Genomic DNA, 17,338 nt, shown 5'->3' with positions numbered 1-17,338 from the left:
GATTCGTCGTGGGTGACAGGGGACAGGGAGAGTGCCCGTCCCGGCTGAGGATCATTGCGTGCTGGCTGCGGTCTACTCCGGTACACCGTGCTACCGCTCAGGTGGAAGCGAACGCCACGGCTTTGCCACTGGCGTGCATGTCGAGCAGTCCATGGAGCTGTCCACGAAGATGATGAATGCGCAAACGCTGCAGGGGTCTCGCAGGGTCGTGCTGACCTATCCCAATCGCCCGCGCGAGCCCCAGCACGAGAAGATTGTCCACGCCGCATTGGCCGAACGCCTGGCCGTGTTGCTGGGCCTGAGTTACGGCGGCGAATACGATCCGACTCGCCGCTACGACGCCCATCCTTACCTGGTGCCGTCGGGAACCGTTGTCGGTCTGCACGAGGCCCACGAGCTGGGGCTGAACGAAGAGGGCGACCTGTTCGGCGGCGTCGTGCCGCAGCCCTTCGTCGAGACCAAGGCCATCACCCATCCGCTGGTGCGTCCGGACGCCGTGGCGCCGGTCGGCTGGTCGCGCGATTTTGGCACCCAGGTCAAAGGCAGCGTGCTGGCCGGCTACAGCGCGTTCAGCCTGGAGGATGCCAGGGACGCGGGGCGACGGCTGTTGCATGAGGGGGCGGTGCGGATCAAACCGGTCCGCGCGACGGGCGGGCGCGGCCAGCTGCGCGTTGACGACAGCGATGCCCTCGACCAGGCGTTGTTCGCCCTCGACGAGAAGGAGCTGGGTCAGTACGGCGTCGTGCTCGAAGCTCATCTGGAGCGCGTCACCACCTTCAGCGTTGGTCAGGTACGTGTCGGCGGGCGTCTGGCCAGTTACTACGGTACCCAGCGACTGACCCGCGACAATGCCGGCAACGAGGTCTATGGCGGCTCGGATCTCGTGGTCGTCAATGGTGATTTCGAGGCGCTGCTGGCACTGGACCTTCCGGAAACCACGCGCCTGGCAGTCAGCCAGGCGCAGGTCTACGACGAGGCAGCTTCGAGCTGCTACCGGCACTTCTTCGCCTCGCGGCGCAATTACGACATCGCCCAGGGCATCGACGGGCGTGGCCAACCACGTTCCGGCGTACTCGAGCAATCCTGGCGCATCGGCGGTGCCAGCAGCGCCGAGATCGCCGCGCTCGAAGCATTCAGGCGGGGCAGTGCGGTGCGTGCGGTAAAGGCGTCTTCGATCGAATTCTATGGTGAACAACAGCAAGTGCCGGCCGGTGCCCAGGTGCTGTATCGGGACGAGGACGCTGAAGTGGGCTTCATCACCAAATGCGTAATGGTGGAGGACTATGGCGACGCATAGCGAGATGGTGAACATCCTGGTGGGCGACGAGCACATCGCCGGGACCTTTCTGTCACCGCCGGAAAAGATGCCCGGCGTACTGTTCGTGCATGGCTGGGGCGGTAGTCAGCAGCGCGATCTGACGCGCGCGCGGGGGATCGCCGGGCTCGGTTGCGTCTGCCTGTCGTTCGACCTGCGTGGCCATGCGCAGACCCGGGCACAGCAGGAAACCGTGACCCGCGAGCAGAACCTCGACGATCTGCTGGCCGCTTACGACCTGCTCGCCCAGCACCCGCATATCGACCCTTCGGCGATCGCTGTGGTGGGTACCAGCTATGGCGGTTACCTGGCCGCGATCCTCACCTCCTTGCGCCCAGTGAAGTGGCTGGCACTGCGCGTGCCTGCGCTGTACCGCGACGAGGAATGGCAGGTGCCCAAGCGCCAGCTGGACCGCGAGGTACTCAACCAGCTGCGCAGCCGCCGCGTGCGGCCCGAGGAAAACCGTGCGCTGGCGGCCTGCGCGGCATTCCGCGGCGACGTGCTGATCGTCGAGTCCGAGCACGATACCTTCGTGCCTCACGAAACGATCATGAGCTATCGCGCCGCCTTTCATTCCACTCATTCACTGACCCATCGGATCATCGATGGCGCCGACCACGCGCTGAGCAGTGAGCGCTGCCAGGAGGCCTATACGTCCATCCTGGTGAACTGGGCGACCGAAATGATCGTCGGCGCGCGCCTCGACGAGAAGTCGCCGATCGGCTTCAAGCCGGTCGACGAGGGCGAGGCGGGCGGCTGAGCGACGATTGTCCGCTTCAACCCGGCGGCGTGGCGGGTGGTGTCGGGCCGACGAAGCGGCTCCAGCGGCGGTCGAGAACCTGCTGCTTGAGCACCTCGATCACATCCACCAGTAGCTCCTCCAATGCCAGATCGGTGTGCTCATCCTGATAGACCCAGGCATCGAAGAACTCGTCGGCGAGATTGGCCGCCAACGCCTGGAACTGCGGGCCACGCATGCCCTCCACGGCGCCCTGCATCAGCCGTGCGGCGATATCGCCGAGGGCATCGTCAAGGGTGCTGGCCAGGCGATTGCCCAGCGGCAGGCGGCGCAGGCTGTGCATTTCCGGATTGTCCTGCAGCGCCTGGTGGATCAGCTGACTGACGTAGCCTTCGATGGCGCCGCGATTGTCGCGGTAGCCGGTTTCCAGCATGCCTTGCAGGCGCCGCGACAGGTCGTTGAGCACGCGCTGCTTGCGCGGTCGCACCACCTCCTGCAGAAGGCGCCGCGAGAGGTCGTCACTGGCGCCGATCTCCTGCTGCAGACGGCCGAACAGGCGCACCATCACCCGGTCGGAAAGCTCTTCGATCAGCAGGTAGTAATAACGGCTGAGCAGCCCATAGACGGCCCACCGGCGCATGTCGATCAGGCCCAGACGCTGCAGGCGAATGAGCAGGCTGCCAACCCGCAGTACCCGCAGCCAGCGGAACCCCGCCAGCGGAATGCAGCCGAGCACGTCATACCAGTGAGCGAACGGGTAGTAGTACCAGCGCGCATAACGGCGCTCGAACAGCGCGACCGTCCAGCCGAGCAGCACGTCGAGAAGGAAGACCGCGACGAAGGCCAGGTCGATGTACTGGAAGTTGACGTGGATGCTTTGCTGATAGCGCTCGTGCAGCTGCGGCATCAGGCTGGCAAGGGCCGTGTTGACCGGCTGCAGCGCGAACAGGCTGTCGAACAGGATCAGCGCCAGGTTCACGCAGACCAGCAGGACGATGAAGGCTTCCCAGGCGGCATGCAGCCCGTCGCGCCGTCGCGCCTGTTGATCCACGCGGTGCTCAGTCATCCGCGCCGGCTGCCGCGGCGGCGGGTTGCCAGAGGATCTCGCCACACCCCTGGCGCCGCGCAATCAGGCGGGCGGCGACGAACAGCGCATCGGACAGTCGGTTCAGATAGGCCAGCAGCGCCGGGCGCACGGTTTCGCTGGCATTGAGCTGCTGGCACCGCCGTTCGGCAGTGCGCGTCACGCTGCGGCACAGGTGGGCGAGGGCGATGAGTCGCGAACCGCCCGGCAGGATGAACTCCTTGAGCGGGCCCAGCTCCTGGTTCCAACGGTCGATGGCCTGCTCCAGGCGCTCGATCTCGCTTTCCTGCAGTGCCTGGTAGTCGGGCATCGCCAGCTCGCCGCCAAGATCGAACAGGCGGTGTTGGCACGGGCCGAACACGCTGATCAGCTCATCGAGCGCCGGCCACTGCACCTGCGCATCGGCCAGCTCGGCAAGCAGCAGGCCGAGCTGGCTGTTGAGCGTATCGACCTCGCCCATGGCCTCGACGCGGGGGTGATCCTTGGCGACCCGACGGCCGTCGCCCAGGCCGGTTTCGCCGCTGTCGCCGGTGCGGGTGTAGATCTTGGATAGTCGATTGCCCATGGTTTTTCCTTGTTCAGGTCGCAGTCGGCTCGACGGGCGAGCTTAGCGGCAGTCGCAGGGTGAAGGTGGTGCCGTGGCCGGGTTGGCACTGCACCTCCATCTGACCCTGGTGATTGTTGGTGATGATGAAATACGAAACGGAAAGGCCCAGTCCGGTTCCCTGGCCGACTTCCTTGGTGGTGAAGAAAGGTTCGAAGATGCGCTTGCGCACGTTCTCGGGGATGCCGCCGCCGTTGTCCTCCACCTGGATTTCCGCCCACGGCGGGTTCAGCCGGGTACGCAGAATGATCTGCCCGGGCTCACCGCTGTGGTGCGCATGGATGGCCTGGGCCGCGTTCTTCAGCAGATTGAGCAGCACCTGCTCCAGCTCGTTGCCGATGCAGGGCACCCGATCCACGCGCGGGTCGAAGTCACGGACGATATCGATGGCCTTGAAATCGAAGCCTTCCATCAGGGCGAAATCGTTTCCGGCGATCTCCAGGGCCTGGTCGATCAGCACCGGCAAATGACAGTCGGCCAGTTGGCGGTTGCTCATGCGACTGAAACTGAGCATGTGGCTGACGATCTTCGCGGCCCTCGAGCCGGCCTGCTGGATGCCATCGAGCAGCTGCGGCACCTCGCGGCGCTGCAGGTACTGGTTGACTGCCTCCAGGCGCACCCCGGTTTCTTCGGCCGCCTCGCGATTGCGCTCGAGCTCGGCGGAGAGCCGGCGACGTATGTTCTGAGCGTTGTGCAGGATGGCGCCGAGGGGGTTGTTGATCTCGTGAGCCATGCCGGCCGCCAGGCTGCCCACCGAAAGCATCTTCTCCGACTGCACCATCATTTCTTCCATGTTGATGCGCTGGGTGATGTCGTCGATGCGGATCACCACGCCACGACCGCCGCCGCCGGTCAGTGGATAGCAGGTGAGCGCGTAGTGGTGTGGCTCGTCGTTGCGCAGCCAGGTCACTTTCTCGATCTTTTCCACCACATGCTGCTCGGAGCTGCGGCGGATCTGCGTGAGGAAGGGCTTGAGCGGCTCGAAGGCGACGAATACCGGCTGATTCAGCGCATCGTCCAGCGGCGTGCCGGAAAGGGCGCTGGCTTCCTGATTCCATTGGGTGACGTAGAGCTGCTCGTCGAGGGCGATCAGCGCCGAGGGCATCGAGTCGATGATGCTATTGAGGTATTTCTGGAAGCCGGTGAGCTTCTGTTCGATCTTGCTGCGCACCTGCACTTCCAGCTCCAGTTTACGGTTGGAGTGGCGCGTTTCCTCGGCCAGACCCTGGGCATGGTCGAAGGCTTCCTGGGCATCGTCGCGGGCGCGCTTGAGCTGCTGCTCACGGGCTTCCATGCGCGACAGCATGGTGTTGAAGGCATCGGCGAGGCGACCGATCTCGTCCTGGTTGCCGGGCTTGGCGCGCAGGGAATAGTCCTCCTCGCGGGTGACCTGGCGCGACAGCGCCTCCAGATCGCGAATCGGCCGGGTAATGAGCTGACGGATCTGACGCGCCACCAGAATCCAGAGCAGCAGACTGGCTACCAGGATGGCCAGGCTCGCCGTCAGCGTGCCGGTGTAGAACGCGCCTGGCAGTTCGCTGCTGGCCACCATCAGCAGATGCCCGGCGCTGCCGTCCGCTTGCGGTAGCCTGACCAGCAGGTTGGCGCGGATTTCGCCAGCACGCCAGTCGGCGACCTTGTCGATCCGCTCCGGCAGCCGCAGCCGCTCACCCTGCTGCAGCTGCGCAAGGCTGTTGCCGTCGCGGTCGTAGATCACTGCTGCGCGCAGCGGAGCATAGCCGTCCAGGCGCCTGAGCAACTCGCTGGCTGCCTCGGGCGAGGACAGGGCGCGGCTGCTCAGCTCCTCGGTGGCGAAGAGTTCGCCAAGCGTGTGCATGGCTTGCGGGGCGACGCTCTGCCGCGAGATCCAGTAGGCGGCACTGATGAAGGTGAGGTTGGATACCAGCAGCACGGCGGCGAGCAGGACGAGCAGGGCGAGCAGCAGCTTGCGGCCGACCGGGAGATTTTCGAGGCGCTGACGCAGCTTCATGGAACGGGCACGGCTTGGCGGAGGGTTTCAGCAGGGTAGCCGTCGCTCAGTCCGTGGGCAATCCGCGCAGGCCGAGGTACTCCCGCAGACGGTCATGCAGATCGTGCAGCCTCGGAACGGCGACGCCCAGCGCATCGGCGGTTGTGCAGGCATGGCCAAGCAGGTAGGCGATTTCGGTGCGGCGGCCGAGCCGGACATCCTGGTGCATCGATGAGTAGTTGGCGGCGGTCGCTTCGACTACTCGCCACACGTCGCTTTCCAGCTCCTCGGCTGCCGCGTGCTGGCCGCAGGCAGCGAGCAGCCGCGAGAGTTCGTTGCAGAGCGCGGCGAGCTGAGCGCGGTGCTGGCGCAACTCGCCATTGCGGCAGTCGTGGAGGACGGTGAGCGGATTGATCGCGCAGTTCAGCGCGAGCTTGCGCCACAGTCGGCCGAGGATGTCGTCGCTCCAGGCATTGGGGATGCCGGCCCGGTCGAGTTCACCCAACCATCCGGGGGCGCAGCCGCCATCGGGGTCGCCCAGCCAGTTCTGTCCGCGGCCGGCGAACACGACACGCGTCGGTCCGTCCCGGTAGGCGCCTTCGGTGCTGGAGACGAAGATGCAGCGTACCAACGGCCACCGCTCGGCGATGGCCTGCTGGCTGCCCAGGCCGTTCTGCAGCAGGAGGATCTCGGAACCGGGCGCCAGGCGGGCTTCCAGCTGTGCGATGGCTGGCTCCGCATCGTAAGCCTTGCAGGCGACCAGTAGCCGATGGATGGGGGTGGGGGCGTCCGGCAGTTCCGCCGTGATCGCCTGCTGGCTGGTCTGGCCTGCCTCCTCGAGGGTGAGGCCGCCGGCCTGCCGGTAATCGGCGAGGCGTTCGGCCGAACGCAGGATGATACGTACCGGCAGCCCCGCTCTGGCCAGACGGGTAGCCCAGAGGCTGCCGAGCGCGCCTGCGCCGAGAACGTGCCAGGTCATCGCCTCAGGCCGGCTGCTTCAGGCGCAGCGGAACGATACGCCCGGTGCTGTAAGCGCTGGGCAGCAGGGTTGCTGCACGTTCGATGATGGCCTGGGGCGTCACCGGCAGCGCTTCGGCGTCGAGGCTGACCAGGCTGATGCCGGCCTTGATCGAGACGAAGCCTTCGCTGGTCTTCAGCGCCCGCAGGTTTAGCCCTTCGTGCAGGCGCTTGAAGCTGCTCGGCGAGCAGCCTTTCAGATCGTCGATCAGCGCCAGCAGCCCGAACTGCTTTTCGTCGATCCGGCACACCACATCCAGCGGCCGGACCAGCTGCTGCAAACGCCCGGCGATGGCACGCAGGATCTCGGCATAACCGGCTTCGCCGTAACGTTCGTTCAGCACTCCGGCGTCGGGCAGGCCGATCTGCAGGTAGCACAGTGCCGTGCCGCGGCTTTCCACCTGACGCAGGCTGGCGGCCAACTGCTGGTGCAGATAGCGGGCATTGCCCAGTCCGGTCAGCGGGTCCAACAGGCTCTGCTGTTCAAGGCTGGCGACGTTTTCCGCCAGTTGGTGATTTTCCTGCTTCAGGCGCTGCAGGGAGGCGCACAGGCGGTCGGCTGCGTAGATGCGCGGCAGCAGCTGCTCGTTCATCGTCGACTTGCTGATGAAGTCGTCGACGCCGTGGTCGAAGGCCTCGCCGAGGGCATTTTCGCTCTCGCGACCGGTGAGCAGGATGATGTAGCTGTAGTGGCCGCTGCTGGCGTCGCGCTGACGAATCTGGCCGGTGAGCTCCAGGCCGTCCATTTCCGGCATCAGCCAGTCCGCCAGCAGAACGTGGGCGGGACGCTGGGCGTGCTGCGCGAGGGCATCGGCAGCGCTGCTGGCGAAGCGTACGTCCTGATAGCCGGCTTTGCTCAGCGCGCGGCCGATCATGACGCTGGAGAATTTGGCATCGTCGACGACGAGGATGCTCAGCTGGGGGTTGGGCATGGCGAGCTCAATGAGTTGGAGGGGGACGTCCTGTCACTCCGGGGGCGGGCGCTGACACGTCGAATCGCTATAATGACCGCGCTTTCTTAACCGTCAAGACACGCGCGCTCGGCTCATGCGGCCCGTCGCGCAACATAGTGGAGGAATCCCATGCCCTCGTTCGACGTGGTGTCCGAACTGGACAAGCACGAAGTCACCAACGCGATCGACAACGCGATCAAGGAACTGGATCGACGTTACGACCTGCGCGGCAAAGGCAGCTTCGAGCAGAAGGACCTGACCGTGCAGCTGACGGCAGAAGCCGAGTTCCAATTGGAGCAGATGCTCGAGATCCTCAAGTTGAGCCTGGTCAAACGCAAGATCGATATCCAGTGCCTCGAAGTCAAGGATGCCTACGCTTCCGGCAAGACCATGAAACAGGAAGCGGTGCTGCGCGAAGGGATCGACAAGGAGCTGGCGAAAAAGATCGTCGCCCATATCAAGGATGCCAAGCTCAAGGTGCAGGCAGCGATTCAGGGTGAACAGGTCCGCGTGACCGGCAAGAAGCGCGACGATCTGCAGGAGGCCATCGCCCTGCTGCGTGGCCACGAGTTCGGCATGCCGCTGCAGTTCAACAACTTCCGCGACTGATTCCCGCCGCGCTTCGGCGCACGCATCAACCCCCCGCTTTCCTCGGTGTCCCGGCTGCGCGGACACCGATCCTTCGAAGGAGTATCTCCATGGACCTCTCCGTCGACTATCTGGTCGATCTTTCCGAAGCCTGGCTGCCGGTCGCGCTGCAGTACGGCGCCCAGGTCACGCTGGCACTGCTGACCTTCCTGTTCGGCTGGTGGCTGATCAACACCCTCACCGCCAAGGTCAGCAGTCTGCTGCAGCGCCGTCAGGTGGACCCGACCCTGCATGGCTTCATCGGCAGCCTGGCCAGCGTGGTGCTCAAGGTGCTGCTGCTGGTCAGCGTGGCATCGATGATCGGCGTCGAAACCACCTCGTTCATCGCCGTGATCGGCGCCGCGGGTCTGGCCATTGGCCTGGCATTGCAGGGCAGCCTGGCGAACTTCGCGGGCGGCGTGCTGATCCTGCTGTTCCGCCCGTTCCGTGTCGGCGAGTGGATCGAGGCGCAAGGTATCGCGGGCACCGTCAACTCCATCCAGATCTTTCATACGGTGCTTAAGACCGGAGACAACAAGACCGTGGTGGTGCCCAACGGCGCGCTCTCCAACGGCCATATCACCAACTTTTCCCGTGAGCCGCGCCGCCGTGCCGATATCAACATCGGCATCGATTACAGCAGCGACATCAAGCTGGCCCGCCAGATCCTGCTGGAGATCGCCGAGGACTCGCGAGTGTTGCGAGAGCCCGAGCCGGTGGTATTCGTGACGGGGCTCGGCGACAGTTCGGTGAACCTGTCGTTGCGCGTCTGGGTGGCGACCGCTGACTTCTGGCCGGTGACCTTCAGCTTTACCGAGCAGGCCAAGGAACGCCTGACCGCCGCGGGCGTCGGGATTCCATTCCCGCAGCGCGTGGTGCACCTCGTGCAGCATTGATCACCCTTTGCAAACGAAGCGAAGCCGGCATCTGCCGGCTTCGTCGTTTTCAGCTGCGCTCCGAGGCGCCTTCGCCCTCGCCGTCAAGCGGCTGCTGGCGAGTTCGGGTCCATTGCCAGGCGATCAATACCAGCGTCGGTATGCCGAGCAGGGCGGTGACCAGGAAGAAGTTGCTGTAACCCAGGTGCTCCACCATGACGCCGGAATACCCACCGAGCAGGCGCGGAAGCAGCAGCATCAGCGAGCTGAGCAGCGCGTACTGGGTCGCCGAGAACTTCAGGTTGGTCAGGCTGGACAGGTAGGCGACAAACGCGGTGGAGGCCAGACCGCCACTGAAGTTGTCGCAGGAGATGGTGACGATCAACATCTGCAGGTTGGCGCCCATCTCCACCAGCAGCATGAACATCAGGTTGGTGGCGGCCGATGCCGCACCGCCGATGAACAGGATCGGCAGGATGCTGAAGCGCACGATCAGCAGGCCGCCAAAGGCCGCGCCGAGCAGCGTCATCACCAGCCCGAACAGCTTGCTGACGCTGGCGATCTCGTCCTTGGAGAAGCCCTGATCGATATAGAAGACGTTGGCCATCACGCCCATCACCGTGTCCGACATCCGGTAGGTGGCAATCAGCCCGAGCAGTAGCAGCGCCTGCCAGCGGTAGCGCACGATGAAGTCGGTGATCGGCGTCAGTACCGGGCCCATCAGGATGCGCCCGGGCGCCGACAGGCAGCCCCAGCAGATCAGCAGGTACATGGTGCCGCGCGGCCAGTAGCCTCCCCAGTAGGACTGGAACATGCCGGTGGTGGAAACCATCAGGATGATCAGCACGATCACCGATACCGCCTGGTGGGCGAAGTCGAAGCGTGTCGGCCGTTGGCGCGCCTTGGCCTGGCCGAGAATGTGGCGCACCGGGACGAACAGCGCGCGGCCCACCGGCGATACGCTGCCGAGAATGAACAGTGCGTACAGTGTGGCGCGCGGCCAGGCCTGGGCGATCAGCGCGTTGATCATCGCCGGCACCGAGATCAGCAGCACCAGCAGCAGCCCGACCGCGGCCAGCTGATGATTGAAGGTGTAGCGCGAGGGTTCGTTGGGTAGCGGCGCGGCGACGTCCGGCTCGCGGATCACCAGGCTGGTGACCAGGCCTGGCACGATGAGCAGGGCAAAGACTAGGTAGGTGGTGGTCCATGCCGCCTGGTCGTAATTCAGGTTGCTGGAGCCCAGCCATTCGGCGAGGAACAGGGCACCGGCGCTGGCCAGCAGCATGGCGATGCGGTAACCGGTCATGTAGCTGGCGGCAAGGGTCGCCTGCAACTTGTCCTCGGCGATCTCCAGGCGGTAGGCATCGATGGCGATGTCCTGAGTGGCCGATGAGAACGCCACCACCACGGCGAGGGCGATGAGCATGGTGAGATTGTGCTGCGGGTTGCACAGCGCCATGCCGATCAGGCCGACGGCGATCAGCGCCTGGGACAGCACCAGCCAGGAACGTCTCCGGCCCAGCGAGCCGATCCAGGGCAATCGCCACTGGTCGAGCATCGGCGACCACACCCATTTGAAGGCGTAGGCCAGGCTGATCCAGCTGGCGAAGCCGATGGTCTCCCGGGAAACACCCGCCTCGCGCAACCACACCGAAAGGGTGGAGAACACCAGGACCGCCGGCAGACCGGCTGCGAACCCCAGTAACAACAGGGCGAGCGTGGCAGGACTGGCGTAGGCGGCTAGCGCATCGCGCCAGGTATCACGGGACATACATCAAGGTTCTGTGCTGATGGGACGAAGGGCGCACTCTAACCGTTGAGCTCCGTCGAATGCCAGCCGTGCCGACGCATGTCCACGCGGTCGTTGACGATGGTCAGGCCCTCGGCGCGCAGCCGTATGCGTTGCTCGTGCCCGGCCGCTGTGCCGGCTGGCAGGCTGAGGCGGCCGCCGGCGGCGATCACCCTGTGCCAGGGCAGGCTGGTGTCATCCGGCAGCTGCGACATCAGGCGGCCAACCCAGCGCGCGGCGCGGCCGAGGCCGGCCATGGCGGCCAGCTCGCCGTAGCTCACCACCTTGCCCGGCGGGATCTGTGACATCACCAGGTAAACGGCGGTGCGCCGAGTTTCGGCATCGGCACCGGGGGGTAACAGCGGTGCGTGGTCATTCATGCAGAGCTTCCGGTCGGTGGTGAAGGTCGGCTCGCCGAACTCGTGATCCATTCGGCGGTCTGTGCTTGCTGTAGCTGAATGCATAGGGATAATGCCAGCCTTTCAACCGACTTCGACCATAATCCCAGCACATTTATGCTCACCAGAACCCTGCTTTGCGCGACCCTTTCCGCCGTTGCCCTGCCTTCGCTCGCCGACACCGTGTGGCTGAAGAATGGCGATCGCCTCACCGGCAAGATCAGCGTGCTCGATGGCGGCAAGCTGCTTATCGAGACCGAATATGGCGGCTCGATCCCGCTGAAGTGGAACCAGATTGCCACGCTGGAAAGCGACCAGAAGCTGCTGATCAAGCAGGATGACGTCACCGGTGAGGTCGCCCAGTCGCTGCAGGCGGCCGAGCAGGGCCAGGTCACTCTGGTCAACGGTGCCGCGCCGCGCACCGTGGAGCTGGCGAGCATCACCCAGATCATCCATCCCAAGCCGCTGATCCAGGACTTCACCTGGAAGGGCAATGTCGACGTGGCGATGGACTACAAGCGTGCCGAGACCGATACCGACGACTACGACGTCTCCTTCGACACCAAGGCGCGTCACGGCCTGTGGCGGCACAATGGCACCGGCAACTACAACCGCGAGTACCGCGACGGCGTGACGGTTACCGACAACTGGGATGCCGAGTACGCGCTGGACCGCTTCCTCGACGAACACTGGTTCTGGCAGGGGCGCCTGAGCTACAAGCACGACCAGATCGAAGACGTCCGCCGCCAGCGCACCATCGGTACCGGTCCGGGTTATCAGTTCTGGGATAACGAGCTGGGCGCCTTCTCCCTGGCCGGCCTGATCAACCGCAGCGACTACCAGTTCGCCGATGGCGACAAGGAAGCCTTCTACCTGGCCGCGGTGAAGTGGGACTACAACCGCTACCTGGTGGGCAAGACGTTCGAGCTGTTCAGCACCGGCGAGCTCGGCAAGCCGCTGGAGAACGTTGCCGACTACGCGCTGGATGCCGAGGTCGGGCTGCGCTACAAGGTGACCGACTGGGCCTCGCTGAACATGAAGGCGCAGAAAGACATCATCAGCGGTGCCGACAGCGACCTCGACGAGACTCGCTACAGCATCGGTTTCGGGGTGGGTTGGTAAGCGCTGGCGATTCGTTCCCGTCTATAGAAAGAAGGCAGCCCGATGGCTGCCTTTTTGTTTGCAGGTTCGTTCAGAGGCGCAGCCCGCCGTCCAGCTCGAGGATGCGGCCGGTGTAGTAGTCGTTCTCGAAGATGTAGGCGACCGAGTGGGCGATCTCCGCCGGCTTGCCCATGCGCTTGAGGGGAATGCCGGCGGTCATCTTCTCCAGCGCTTCGGGCTTCATGCTGGCGACCATCTCGGTCTCGATGAAGCCGGGCGCCACCCCCGCCACGCGAATGCCATAGCGCGCCAGCTCCTTGGCCCAGACCACGGTAGCCGAGGCGACACCGGCCTTGGCCGCGGAGTAGTTGGTCTGGCCCATGTTGCCGGCGCGGGAGATCGACGAGATGTTGATGATCGCGCCTTCGCTCTTGAGCTCGACCATCTTCGCTGCGACTTCCCGGGTGCAGAGGAACACGCCGGTGAGGTTGACGTCGATCACCGCCTGCCACTGGGCCAGGCTCATCTTGCTGATTTCGCCATCCTTGACCTTGAGCAGCAGGCCGTCGCGCAGGATGCCGGCATTGTTGACCAGCCCATGCAGGCCACCGAAGTCCTCGGCGACGCGCGCGACCATCTCGCAGACCTGCTCCTCGCTGGCGACGTTGCACAGGTAGGCGCGGGCCTCGCCGCCGGCGGCCTTGCAGGCGGCCACGGCTTCGTCCAGACGGTCCTGGTTGAGGTCCACCAGAGCCAGGCGTGCGCCCCTGCCTGCCAGGTGCTCGGCCATGGCGCGGCCGAGGCCCTGGCCGCCGCCGGTGACGATGATGACCTTGTCTTGCAGTTGCATGCGCGTCTCCTAGTTGTCCTTGTTAAGCGGGAACGACGCCCGCCAGGGAAATCGTTATGCTGGGCGCTCCGTCGTCCCGGACCGTATCGAGGAGCCACAGGTGAGCGCCGAAGCCCGCAAGCATGCCCGACAACTTCTGCTCAAGGAATACCGCGGCGTGCTCTCCACCCATTCCCAGGCCATGCCCGGCTTTCCGTTCGGCTCGGTCGTGCCCTATTGCCTGGACGCGCGTGGCTGGCCGCTGCTGCTGATCAGTCGGATCGCCCAGCACACCCGCAATCTCAAGGCCGATGCGCGCTGTTCGCTGCTGGTCGGTGAGCGCGCCGCCGAGGACGTCCAGGCAGCGGGCCGGCTCACGCTGCTGGCCGAGGCCCGCCAGCTCGACGACGGGGCGGCGATCGAGGCGGCTGCGCAACGCTACTACCGCTACTTCCCCGAGTCGCAGGACTACCACCGCGTACATGACTTCGACTTCTGGGTGCTGGAGCCGGTGCGCTGGCGCTACATCGGTGGTTTCGGTGCAATTCACTGGCTGGACGACGTCGCCTTGGCCAATCCCTTCGCTGCCGAGAATGGCGAGGTGGAGCGGGGCATGGTTGAGCACATGAACGATGATCATGCAGCGGCCATCGCCCACTATGTCGAGCAGGCCGGGCTGTCGCAGAGTACGCCAGCGCAAATGGCCGGTATCGACAGTGAAGGCTTCCACCTGCGTGTCGGCCAGGCACTGCACTGGATAGCCTTCCCCGAGCCCTGCTCGACGCCGGGGGCGGTGCGCCAGGCGCTGGTGGCGATGGCGCGGCGCTGACGCGGTTCAGCTTGGCTTCAGCGGCGCTGCGCATAATCCGGTTACAGGCCTTTTCTCTCCCGGGTTGAATTAGGCCCGGGATGCCGCCATCTACAGAGGACTGGAAGCTGATCTTCCGCCAAGGACCATCGATGCGAATCTTCTTTGTGCTGTTTCTATTGTTCCCGCTGGCCGAGCTGTTCGTACTGATCAAGGTCGGCAGCTCCATCGGTGCGCTGGCCACCATCCTGCTGCTGGTGCTCAGCGGCATTGCCGGTGTTCTGCTGCTGCGTCTGGCCGGTTTCGCCACAGCCTGGCGCGCCCGCGAGCGCCTGGCGCGGGGCGAGTTGCCCGAGCGTGAAATGCTGCAGGGGCTGATGATGGCAATCGGCGGCGGCTTGCTGTTCCTGCCCGGCTTCATCAGTGACGTGCTGGCGCTGATCGTGCTCTTCCCGCCGACACGCAACTTCCTGTTCCGCCAGATCAACCGTCGCATGGAGGCGCAGATGCGCCGTCAGCGCGCCTTCGCCGACGACTTGCAGGCCCGCGCCAACCCGCAACCGCCCAATGTGATCGAGGGCGAATGGGAGCGACGCGATCAGGACAAATGATCCGCTCGCGCGATAACCGGCATGCCAGCAGGCATGCCGTTTTTCATTTGCGGCCATGAAAATTTCATCCGCGCCCCTTGAAATGCTCTTGAACGCCCGCATGTAGCGGACACCGCAAGGTCGCTGTCGTGTTCGACAGTCCGTCTTCTGCGGCTCGCACTGCGGGCCGCAACCGGCACAGCCGGATTTGCCCAACCCGCCGATGAAGGGTCATCGGCATGGAACCACTCTACTAGGAGAGATCGACAATGAAGCTTCGTCCTCTGCATGACCGCGTCGTGATTCGTCGCAGCGAAGAAGAAACCAAGACCGCAGGCGGCATCGTCCTGCCGGGCTCCGCTGCCGAGAAACCGAACCGTGGCGAAGTCGTTGCTGTCGGTACCGGACGTGTGCTGGACAACGGCGAAGTGCGCGCTCCGGCCGTTAAGGTCGGCGACAAGGTGGTGTTCGGCCCGTACTCCGGCAGCAACACCGTCAAGGTCGACGGCGAAGACCTGCTGGTGATGAGCGAGAACGAAATCCTCGCCGTCATCGAAGCCTGATTACCGCGAATCTCCGTACATAATTCACGAATTGAGGATCAATCAACATGGCTGCTAAAGAAGTCAAATTCGGCGACTCCGCACGCAAGAAGATGCTGGTCGGTGTGAACGTCCTGGCTGATGCGGTAAAAGCGACCCTCGGCCCGAAAGGCCGCAACGTCGTGCTGGAGAAGAGCTTCGGTGCTCCGACCATCACCAAGGACGGCGTTTCCGTCGCCAAGGAAATCGAGCTGAAGGACCGCTTCGAGAACATGGGCGCCCAGCTGGTCAAGGACGTTGCCTCCAAGGCCAACGACGAGGCCGGTGACGGCACCACCACCGCCACCGTCCTGGCCCAGGCCATCGTCAACGAAGGCCTGAAGGCCGTCGCTGCCGGCATGAACCCGATGGACCTGAAGCGCGGCATCGACAAGGCGACCATCGCCATCGTCGCCGAGCTGAAGCAGCTGGCCAAGCCGTGCACCGACTCTAAGGCCATCGCCCAGGTCGGTACCATCTCCGCCAACTCCGACGAGTCCATCGGCCAGATCATCGCCGAGGCCATGGAGCGCGTGGGCAAGGAAGGCGTGATCACCGTTGAGGAAGGTTCGGGCTTCGAGAACGAACTGTCCGTCGTCGAGGGCATGCAATTCGACCGCGGCTACCTGTCGCCGTACTTCATCAACAAGCCGGACACCATGGTTGCCGAGCTGGACAACCCGCTGCTGCTGCTGGTCGACAAGAAGATCTCCAACATCCGCGAACTGCTGCCGGTGCTGGAAGGCGTCGCCAAAGCCGGTCGTCCGCTGCTGATCGTTGCCGAAGACGTGGAAGGCGAAGCCCTGGCCACCCTGGTGGTCAACAACATGCGCGGCATCGTCAAGGTCGCTGCGGTCAAGGCACCGGGCTTCGGCGATCGCCGCAAGGCCATGCTGCAGGACATCGCCATCCTGACCGGCGGTACCGTGATTTCCGAAGAAGTCGGCCTGAGCCTGGAAACCGCTACCCTGGAGCACCTGGGTAACGCCAAGCGCGTCGTGCTGAACAAGGAAAACACCACCATCATCGACGGCGCTGGTGCCCAGGCCGACATCGAAGCTCGTGTGGCGCAGATCCGCAAGCAGATCGAAGACACCACCTCCGACTACGACAAGGAAAAGCTGCAAGAGCGTCTGGCCAAGCTGGCTGGCGGTGTTGCCGTGATCAAGGTCGGTGCCGGTACCGAAGTCGAGATGAAAGAGAAGAAAGCCCGCGTCGAAGACGCCCTGCATGCGACCCGTGCGGCCGTTGAAGAAGGCGTGGTGCCTGGCGGTGGCGTGGCTCTGGTACGTGCTCTGCAGGCCATCTCCGAGCTCAAGGGTGACAACGAAGACCAGAACGTCGGTATCGCGCTGCTGCGTCGTGCCGTCGAAGCTCCGCTGCGTCAGATCGTTGCCAACGCCGGCGGCGAGCCGAGCGTGGTGGTCGACAAGGTCAAGCAGGGTTCGGGCAACTACGGCTTCAACGCTGCGTCCGACACCTACGGCGACATGATCGAGATGGGTATCCTCGATCCGGCCAAGGTCACTCGTTCCGCGCTGCAGGCTGCTGCTTCCATCGGCGGTCTGATGGTGACTACCGAAGCCATGGTTGCCGAAGTGGTAGAAGACAAGCCGGCCCCGGCCATGCCGGACATGGGCGGCATGGGTGGCATGGGCGGCATGATGTAAGCCGACCGGCCCCTTGGCTCCATAAAAAGAACCCCGCCTCGTGCGGGGTTTTTTTTGCGTGCCGTTCAGTGCATCCTCGACCGTTCGTCAAAAAGAACGCAGGAATTAACTAGCTGAGCTACGGTCAGTTAACCACCGCCTAATCAAGGGTTTACGCCATGAAGCTGGAAATCGCTCGAGGATTGTTCCTCATCGGCGCGCTCGGAGTGACCACGCTTTGCGTAGCGGCATGGAATGAGCCCGGAGCGACACTGGTGCAGAGCAGCGAAAGCCGCAGCTATTGCCCGTTGCCGCCAGGCAGCAAATCCCGCTTCGAGGCGGCGCGCCCCGATCAGGATCTGCTCCTGCTTCTCTACGGCCTGTCACAAGGCATGCGCTAACGCCTCTGG

General features: G+C 64.4%; 18 protein-coding genes. 10 read left to right on the top strand and 8 right to left on the bottom strand.

Annotated elements, in window-relative coordinates; genetic code table 11:
* The first annotated feature begins 169 nt into the window (after positions 1-169).
* Both ACVRRC_RS14120 and ACVRRC_RS14115 read left to right on the top strand, forming a co-directional pair.
* A complete protein-coding gene (locus ACVRRC_RS14120; RefSeq protein WP_061374357.1) occupies positions 170-1,297 on the top strand; it encodes a DUF3182 family protein in 1,128 nt (375 codons plus the stop codon).
* A complete protein-coding gene (locus ACVRRC_RS14115) occupies positions 1,284-2,075 on the top strand; it encodes an alpha/beta hydrolase family protein (protein ID WP_061374164.1) in 792 nt (263 codons plus the stop codon). The genes ACVRRC_RS14120 and ACVRRC_RS14115 overlap by 14 nt, the downstream gene beginning before the upstream one ends.
* A 16-nt stretch (positions 2,076-2,091) precedes the next feature.
* Here the strand turns inward: ACVRRC_RS14115 and ACVRRC_RS14110 are convergent, their stop codons facing one another.
* From ACVRRC_RS14110 to ACVRRC_RS14090, 5 genes are read right to left on the bottom strand one after another with little or no spacing between them, the layout of a single operon-like run.
* Positions 2,092-3,120 (bottom strand): ion transporter, encoded by a 1,029-nt coding sequence (locus ACVRRC_RS14110; RefSeq protein ID WP_243364397.1) that lies wholly within the window; start codon positions 3,118-3,120, stop codon positions 2,092-2,094.
* Positions 3,113-3,703 (bottom strand): cob(I)yrinic acid a,c-diamide adenosyltransferase, encoded by a 591-nt coding sequence (locus tag ACVRRC_RS14105; RefSeq protein ID WP_106442231.1) that lies wholly within the window; start codon positions 3,701-3,703, stop codon positions 3,113-3,115. The genes ACVRRC_RS14110 and ACVRRC_RS14105 overlap by 8 nt, the downstream gene beginning before the upstream one ends.
* Before the next feature lie 13 nt (positions 3,704-3,716).
* Complete coding sequence (locus tag ACVRRC_RS14100; RefSeq protein WP_017246214.1) at positions 3,717-5,732, bottom strand: sensor histidine kinase; 2,016 nt, start codon at positions 5,730-5,732, stop codon at positions 3,717-3,719.
* A gap of 46 nt (positions 5,733-5,778) precedes the next feature.
* Positions 5,779-6,690 carry a putative 2-dehydropantoate 2-reductase gene (locus ACVRRC_RS14095; protein WP_106442229.1) on the bottom strand — a complete coding sequence of 304 codons (912 nt, stop codon included), beginning with the start codon at positions 6,688-6,690 and terminating at the stop codon, positions 5,779-5,781.
* 4 nt (positions 6,691-6,694) lie between these two features.
* Positions 6,695-7,660: a response regulator gene (locus ACVRRC_RS14090; RefSeq protein ID WP_014597479.1), complete on the bottom strand. Its 966-nt coding sequence runs from the start codon at positions 7,658-7,660 to the stop codon at positions 6,695-6,697.
* A gap of 150 nt (positions 7,661-7,810) precedes the next feature.
* Here ACVRRC_RS14090 and ACVRRC_RS14085 point away from each other — a divergent pair, with 150 nt between their 5' ends.
* Both ACVRRC_RS14085 and ACVRRC_RS14080 read left to right on the top strand, forming a co-directional pair.
* On the top strand, positions 7,811-8,290 hold the full coding sequence (locus tag ACVRRC_RS14085) for a YajQ family cyclic di-GMP-binding protein (protein WP_011914241.1): 480 nt from the start codon (positions 7,811-7,813) through the stop codon (positions 8,288-8,290).
* Positions 8,291-8,379: 89 nt separating this feature from the next.
* Entirely contained in the window at positions 8,380-9,204 is an 825-nt protein-coding gene (locus ACVRRC_RS14080; protein WP_014597478.1) for a mechanosensitive ion channel family protein, read from the top strand.
* Between the two features lie 49 nt (positions 9,205-9,253).
* On the opposite strand, the gene ACVRRC_RS14075 is transcribed toward ACVRRC_RS14080, so the two are convergent.
* Complete coding sequence (locus ACVRRC_RS14075; protein WP_011914239.1) at positions 9,254-10,954, bottom strand: AmpG family muropeptide MFS transporter; 1,701 nt, start codon at positions 10,952-10,954, stop codon at positions 9,254-9,256.
* A 38-nt stretch (positions 10,955-10,992) separates the two neighbouring features.
* Positions 10,993-11,352 (bottom strand): MGMT family protein, encoded by a 360-nt coding sequence (locus ACVRRC_RS14070; RefSeq protein WP_181090865.1) that lies wholly within the window; start codon positions 11,350-11,352, stop codon positions 10,993-10,995.
* Positions 11,353-11,487: 135 nt separating this feature from the next.
* Here ACVRRC_RS14070 and ACVRRC_RS14065 point away from each other — a divergent pair, with 135 nt between their 5' ends.
* Positions 11,488-12,492, top strand: a complete 1,005-nt coding sequence (locus tag ACVRRC_RS14065) for a DUF481 domain-containing protein (protein WP_045158883.1) — start codon at positions 11,488-11,490, stop codon at positions 12,490-12,492.
* A gap of 70 nt (positions 12,493-12,562) precedes the next feature.
* Here ACVRRC_RS14065 and ACVRRC_RS14060 read toward each other — a convergent pair whose 3' ends face one another.
* On the bottom strand, positions 12,563-13,321 hold the full coding sequence (locus ACVRRC_RS14060) for an SDR family oxidoreductase (protein WP_011914237.1): 759 nt from the start codon (positions 13,319-13,321) through the stop codon (positions 12,563-12,565).
* 100 nt (positions 13,322-13,421) lie between these two features.
* Here ACVRRC_RS14060 and ACVRRC_RS14055 point away from each other — a divergent pair, with 100 nt between their 5' ends.
* From ACVRRC_RS14055 to ACVRRC_RS14035, 5 genes are all read left to right on the top strand, one after another.
* Positions 13,422-14,129, top strand: a complete 708-nt coding sequence (locus tag ACVRRC_RS14055; protein WP_011914236.1) for a HugZ family pyridoxamine 5'-phosphate oxidase — start codon at positions 13,422-13,424, stop codon at positions 14,127-14,129.
* 131 nt (positions 14,130-14,260) lie between these two features.
* Positions 14,261-14,719: an FxsA family protein gene (locus tag ACVRRC_RS14050; protein WP_472997135.1), complete on the top strand. Its 459-nt coding sequence runs from the start codon at positions 14,261-14,263 to the stop codon at positions 14,717-14,719.
* 248 nt (positions 14,720-14,967) lie between these two features.
* On the top strand, positions 14,968-15,261 hold the full coding sequence (locus tag ACVRRC_RS14045; protein ID WP_011914234.1) for a co-chaperone GroES: 294 nt from the start codon (positions 14,968-14,970) through the stop codon (positions 15,259-15,261).
* Between the two features lie 47 nt (positions 15,262-15,308).
* Positions 15,309-16,949, top strand: coding sequence for a chaperonin GroEL (gene groL, locus ACVRRC_RS14040; protein ID WP_011914233.1), 1,641 nt, complete (start codon positions 15,309-15,311; stop codon positions 16,947-16,949).
* Positions 16,950-17,107: 158 nt separating this feature from the next.
* A complete protein-coding gene (locus ACVRRC_RS14035) occupies positions 17,108-17,329 on the top strand; it encodes a hypothetical protein (protein WP_011914232.1) in 222 nt (73 codons plus the stop codon).
* Positions 17,330-17,338 lie beyond the last annotated feature (9 nt).

Source organism: Stutzerimonas sp. LR2 (assembly GCF_055755175.1).
The sequence above is the reverse complement of the archived record's forward strand: the minus strand, read 5'-3'. Positions and strand labels throughout refer to the sequence as shown.

What these genes read in the sequence shown, in the direction of transcription:
- ACVRRC_RS14120 (WP_061374357.1), top strand. Translation starts at nt 170, where the DNA reads ATGATGAATGCGCAAACGCTGCAGGGGTCTCGCAGGGTCGTGCTGACC.
- ACVRRC_RS14115 (WP_061374164.1), top strand. Translation starts at nt 1,284, where the DNA reads ATGGCGACGCATAGCGAGATGGTGAACATCCTGGTGGGCGACGAGCAC.
- ACVRRC_RS14110 (WP_243364397.1), bottom strand. Translation starts at nt 3,120, where the DNA reads ATGACTGAGCACCGCGTGGATCAACAGGCGCGACGGCGCGACGGGCTG.
- ACVRRC_RS14105 (WP_106442231.1), bottom strand. Translation starts at nt 3,703, where the DNA reads ATGGGCAATCGACTATCCAAGATCTACACCCGCACCGGCGACAGCGGC.
- ACVRRC_RS14100 (WP_017246214.1), bottom strand. Translation starts at nt 5,732, where the DNA reads ATGAAGCTGCGTCAGCGCCTCGAAAATCTCCCGGTCGGCCGCAAGCTG.
- ACVRRC_RS14095 (WP_106442229.1), bottom strand. Translation starts at nt 6,690, where the DNA reads ATGACCTGGCACGTTCTCGGCGCAGGCGCGCTCGGCAGCCTCTGGGCT.
- ACVRRC_RS14090 (WP_014597479.1), bottom strand. Translation starts at nt 7,660, where the DNA reads ATGCCCAACCCCCAGCTGAGCATCCTCGTCGTCGACGATGCCAAATTC.
- ACVRRC_RS14085 (WP_011914241.1), top strand. Translation starts at nt 7,811, where the DNA reads ATGCCCTCGTTCGACGTGGTGTCCGAACTGGACAAGCACGAAGTCACC.
- ACVRRC_RS14080 (WP_014597478.1), top strand. Translation starts at nt 8,380, where the DNA reads ATGGACCTCTCCGTCGACTATCTGGTCGATCTTTCCGAAGCCTGGCTG.
- ACVRRC_RS14075 (WP_011914239.1), bottom strand. Translation starts at nt 10,954, where the DNA reads ATGTCCCGTGATACCTGGCGCGATGCGCTAGCCGCCTACGCCAGTCCT.
- ACVRRC_RS14070 (WP_181090865.1), bottom strand. Translation starts at nt 11,352, where the DNA reads ATGAATGACCACGCACCGCTGTTACCCCCCGGTGCCGATGCCGAAACT.
- ACVRRC_RS14065 (WP_045158883.1), top strand. Translation starts at nt 11,488, where the DNA reads ATGCTCACCAGAACCCTGCTTTGCGCGACCCTTTCCGCCGTTGCCCTG.
- ACVRRC_RS14060 (WP_011914237.1), bottom strand. Translation starts at nt 13,321, where the DNA reads ATGCAACTGCAAGACAAGGTCATCATCGTCACCGGCGGCGGCCAGGGC.
- ACVRRC_RS14050 (WP_472997135.1), top strand. Translation starts at nt 14,261, where the DNA reads ATGCGAATCTTCTTTGTGCTGTTTCTATTGTTCCCGCTGGCCGAGCTG.
- ACVRRC_RS14045 (WP_011914234.1), top strand. Translation starts at nt 14,968, where the DNA reads ATGAAGCTTCGTCCTCTGCATGACCGCGTCGTGATTCGTCGCAGCGAA.
- groL (WP_011914233.1), top strand. Translation starts at nt 15,309, where the DNA reads ATGGCTGCTAAAGAAGTCAAATTCGGCGACTCCGCACGCAAGAAGATG.
- ACVRRC_RS14035 (WP_011914232.1), top strand. Translation starts at nt 17,108, where the DNA reads ATGAAGCTGGAAATCGCTCGAGGATTGTTCCTCATCGGCGCGCTCGGA.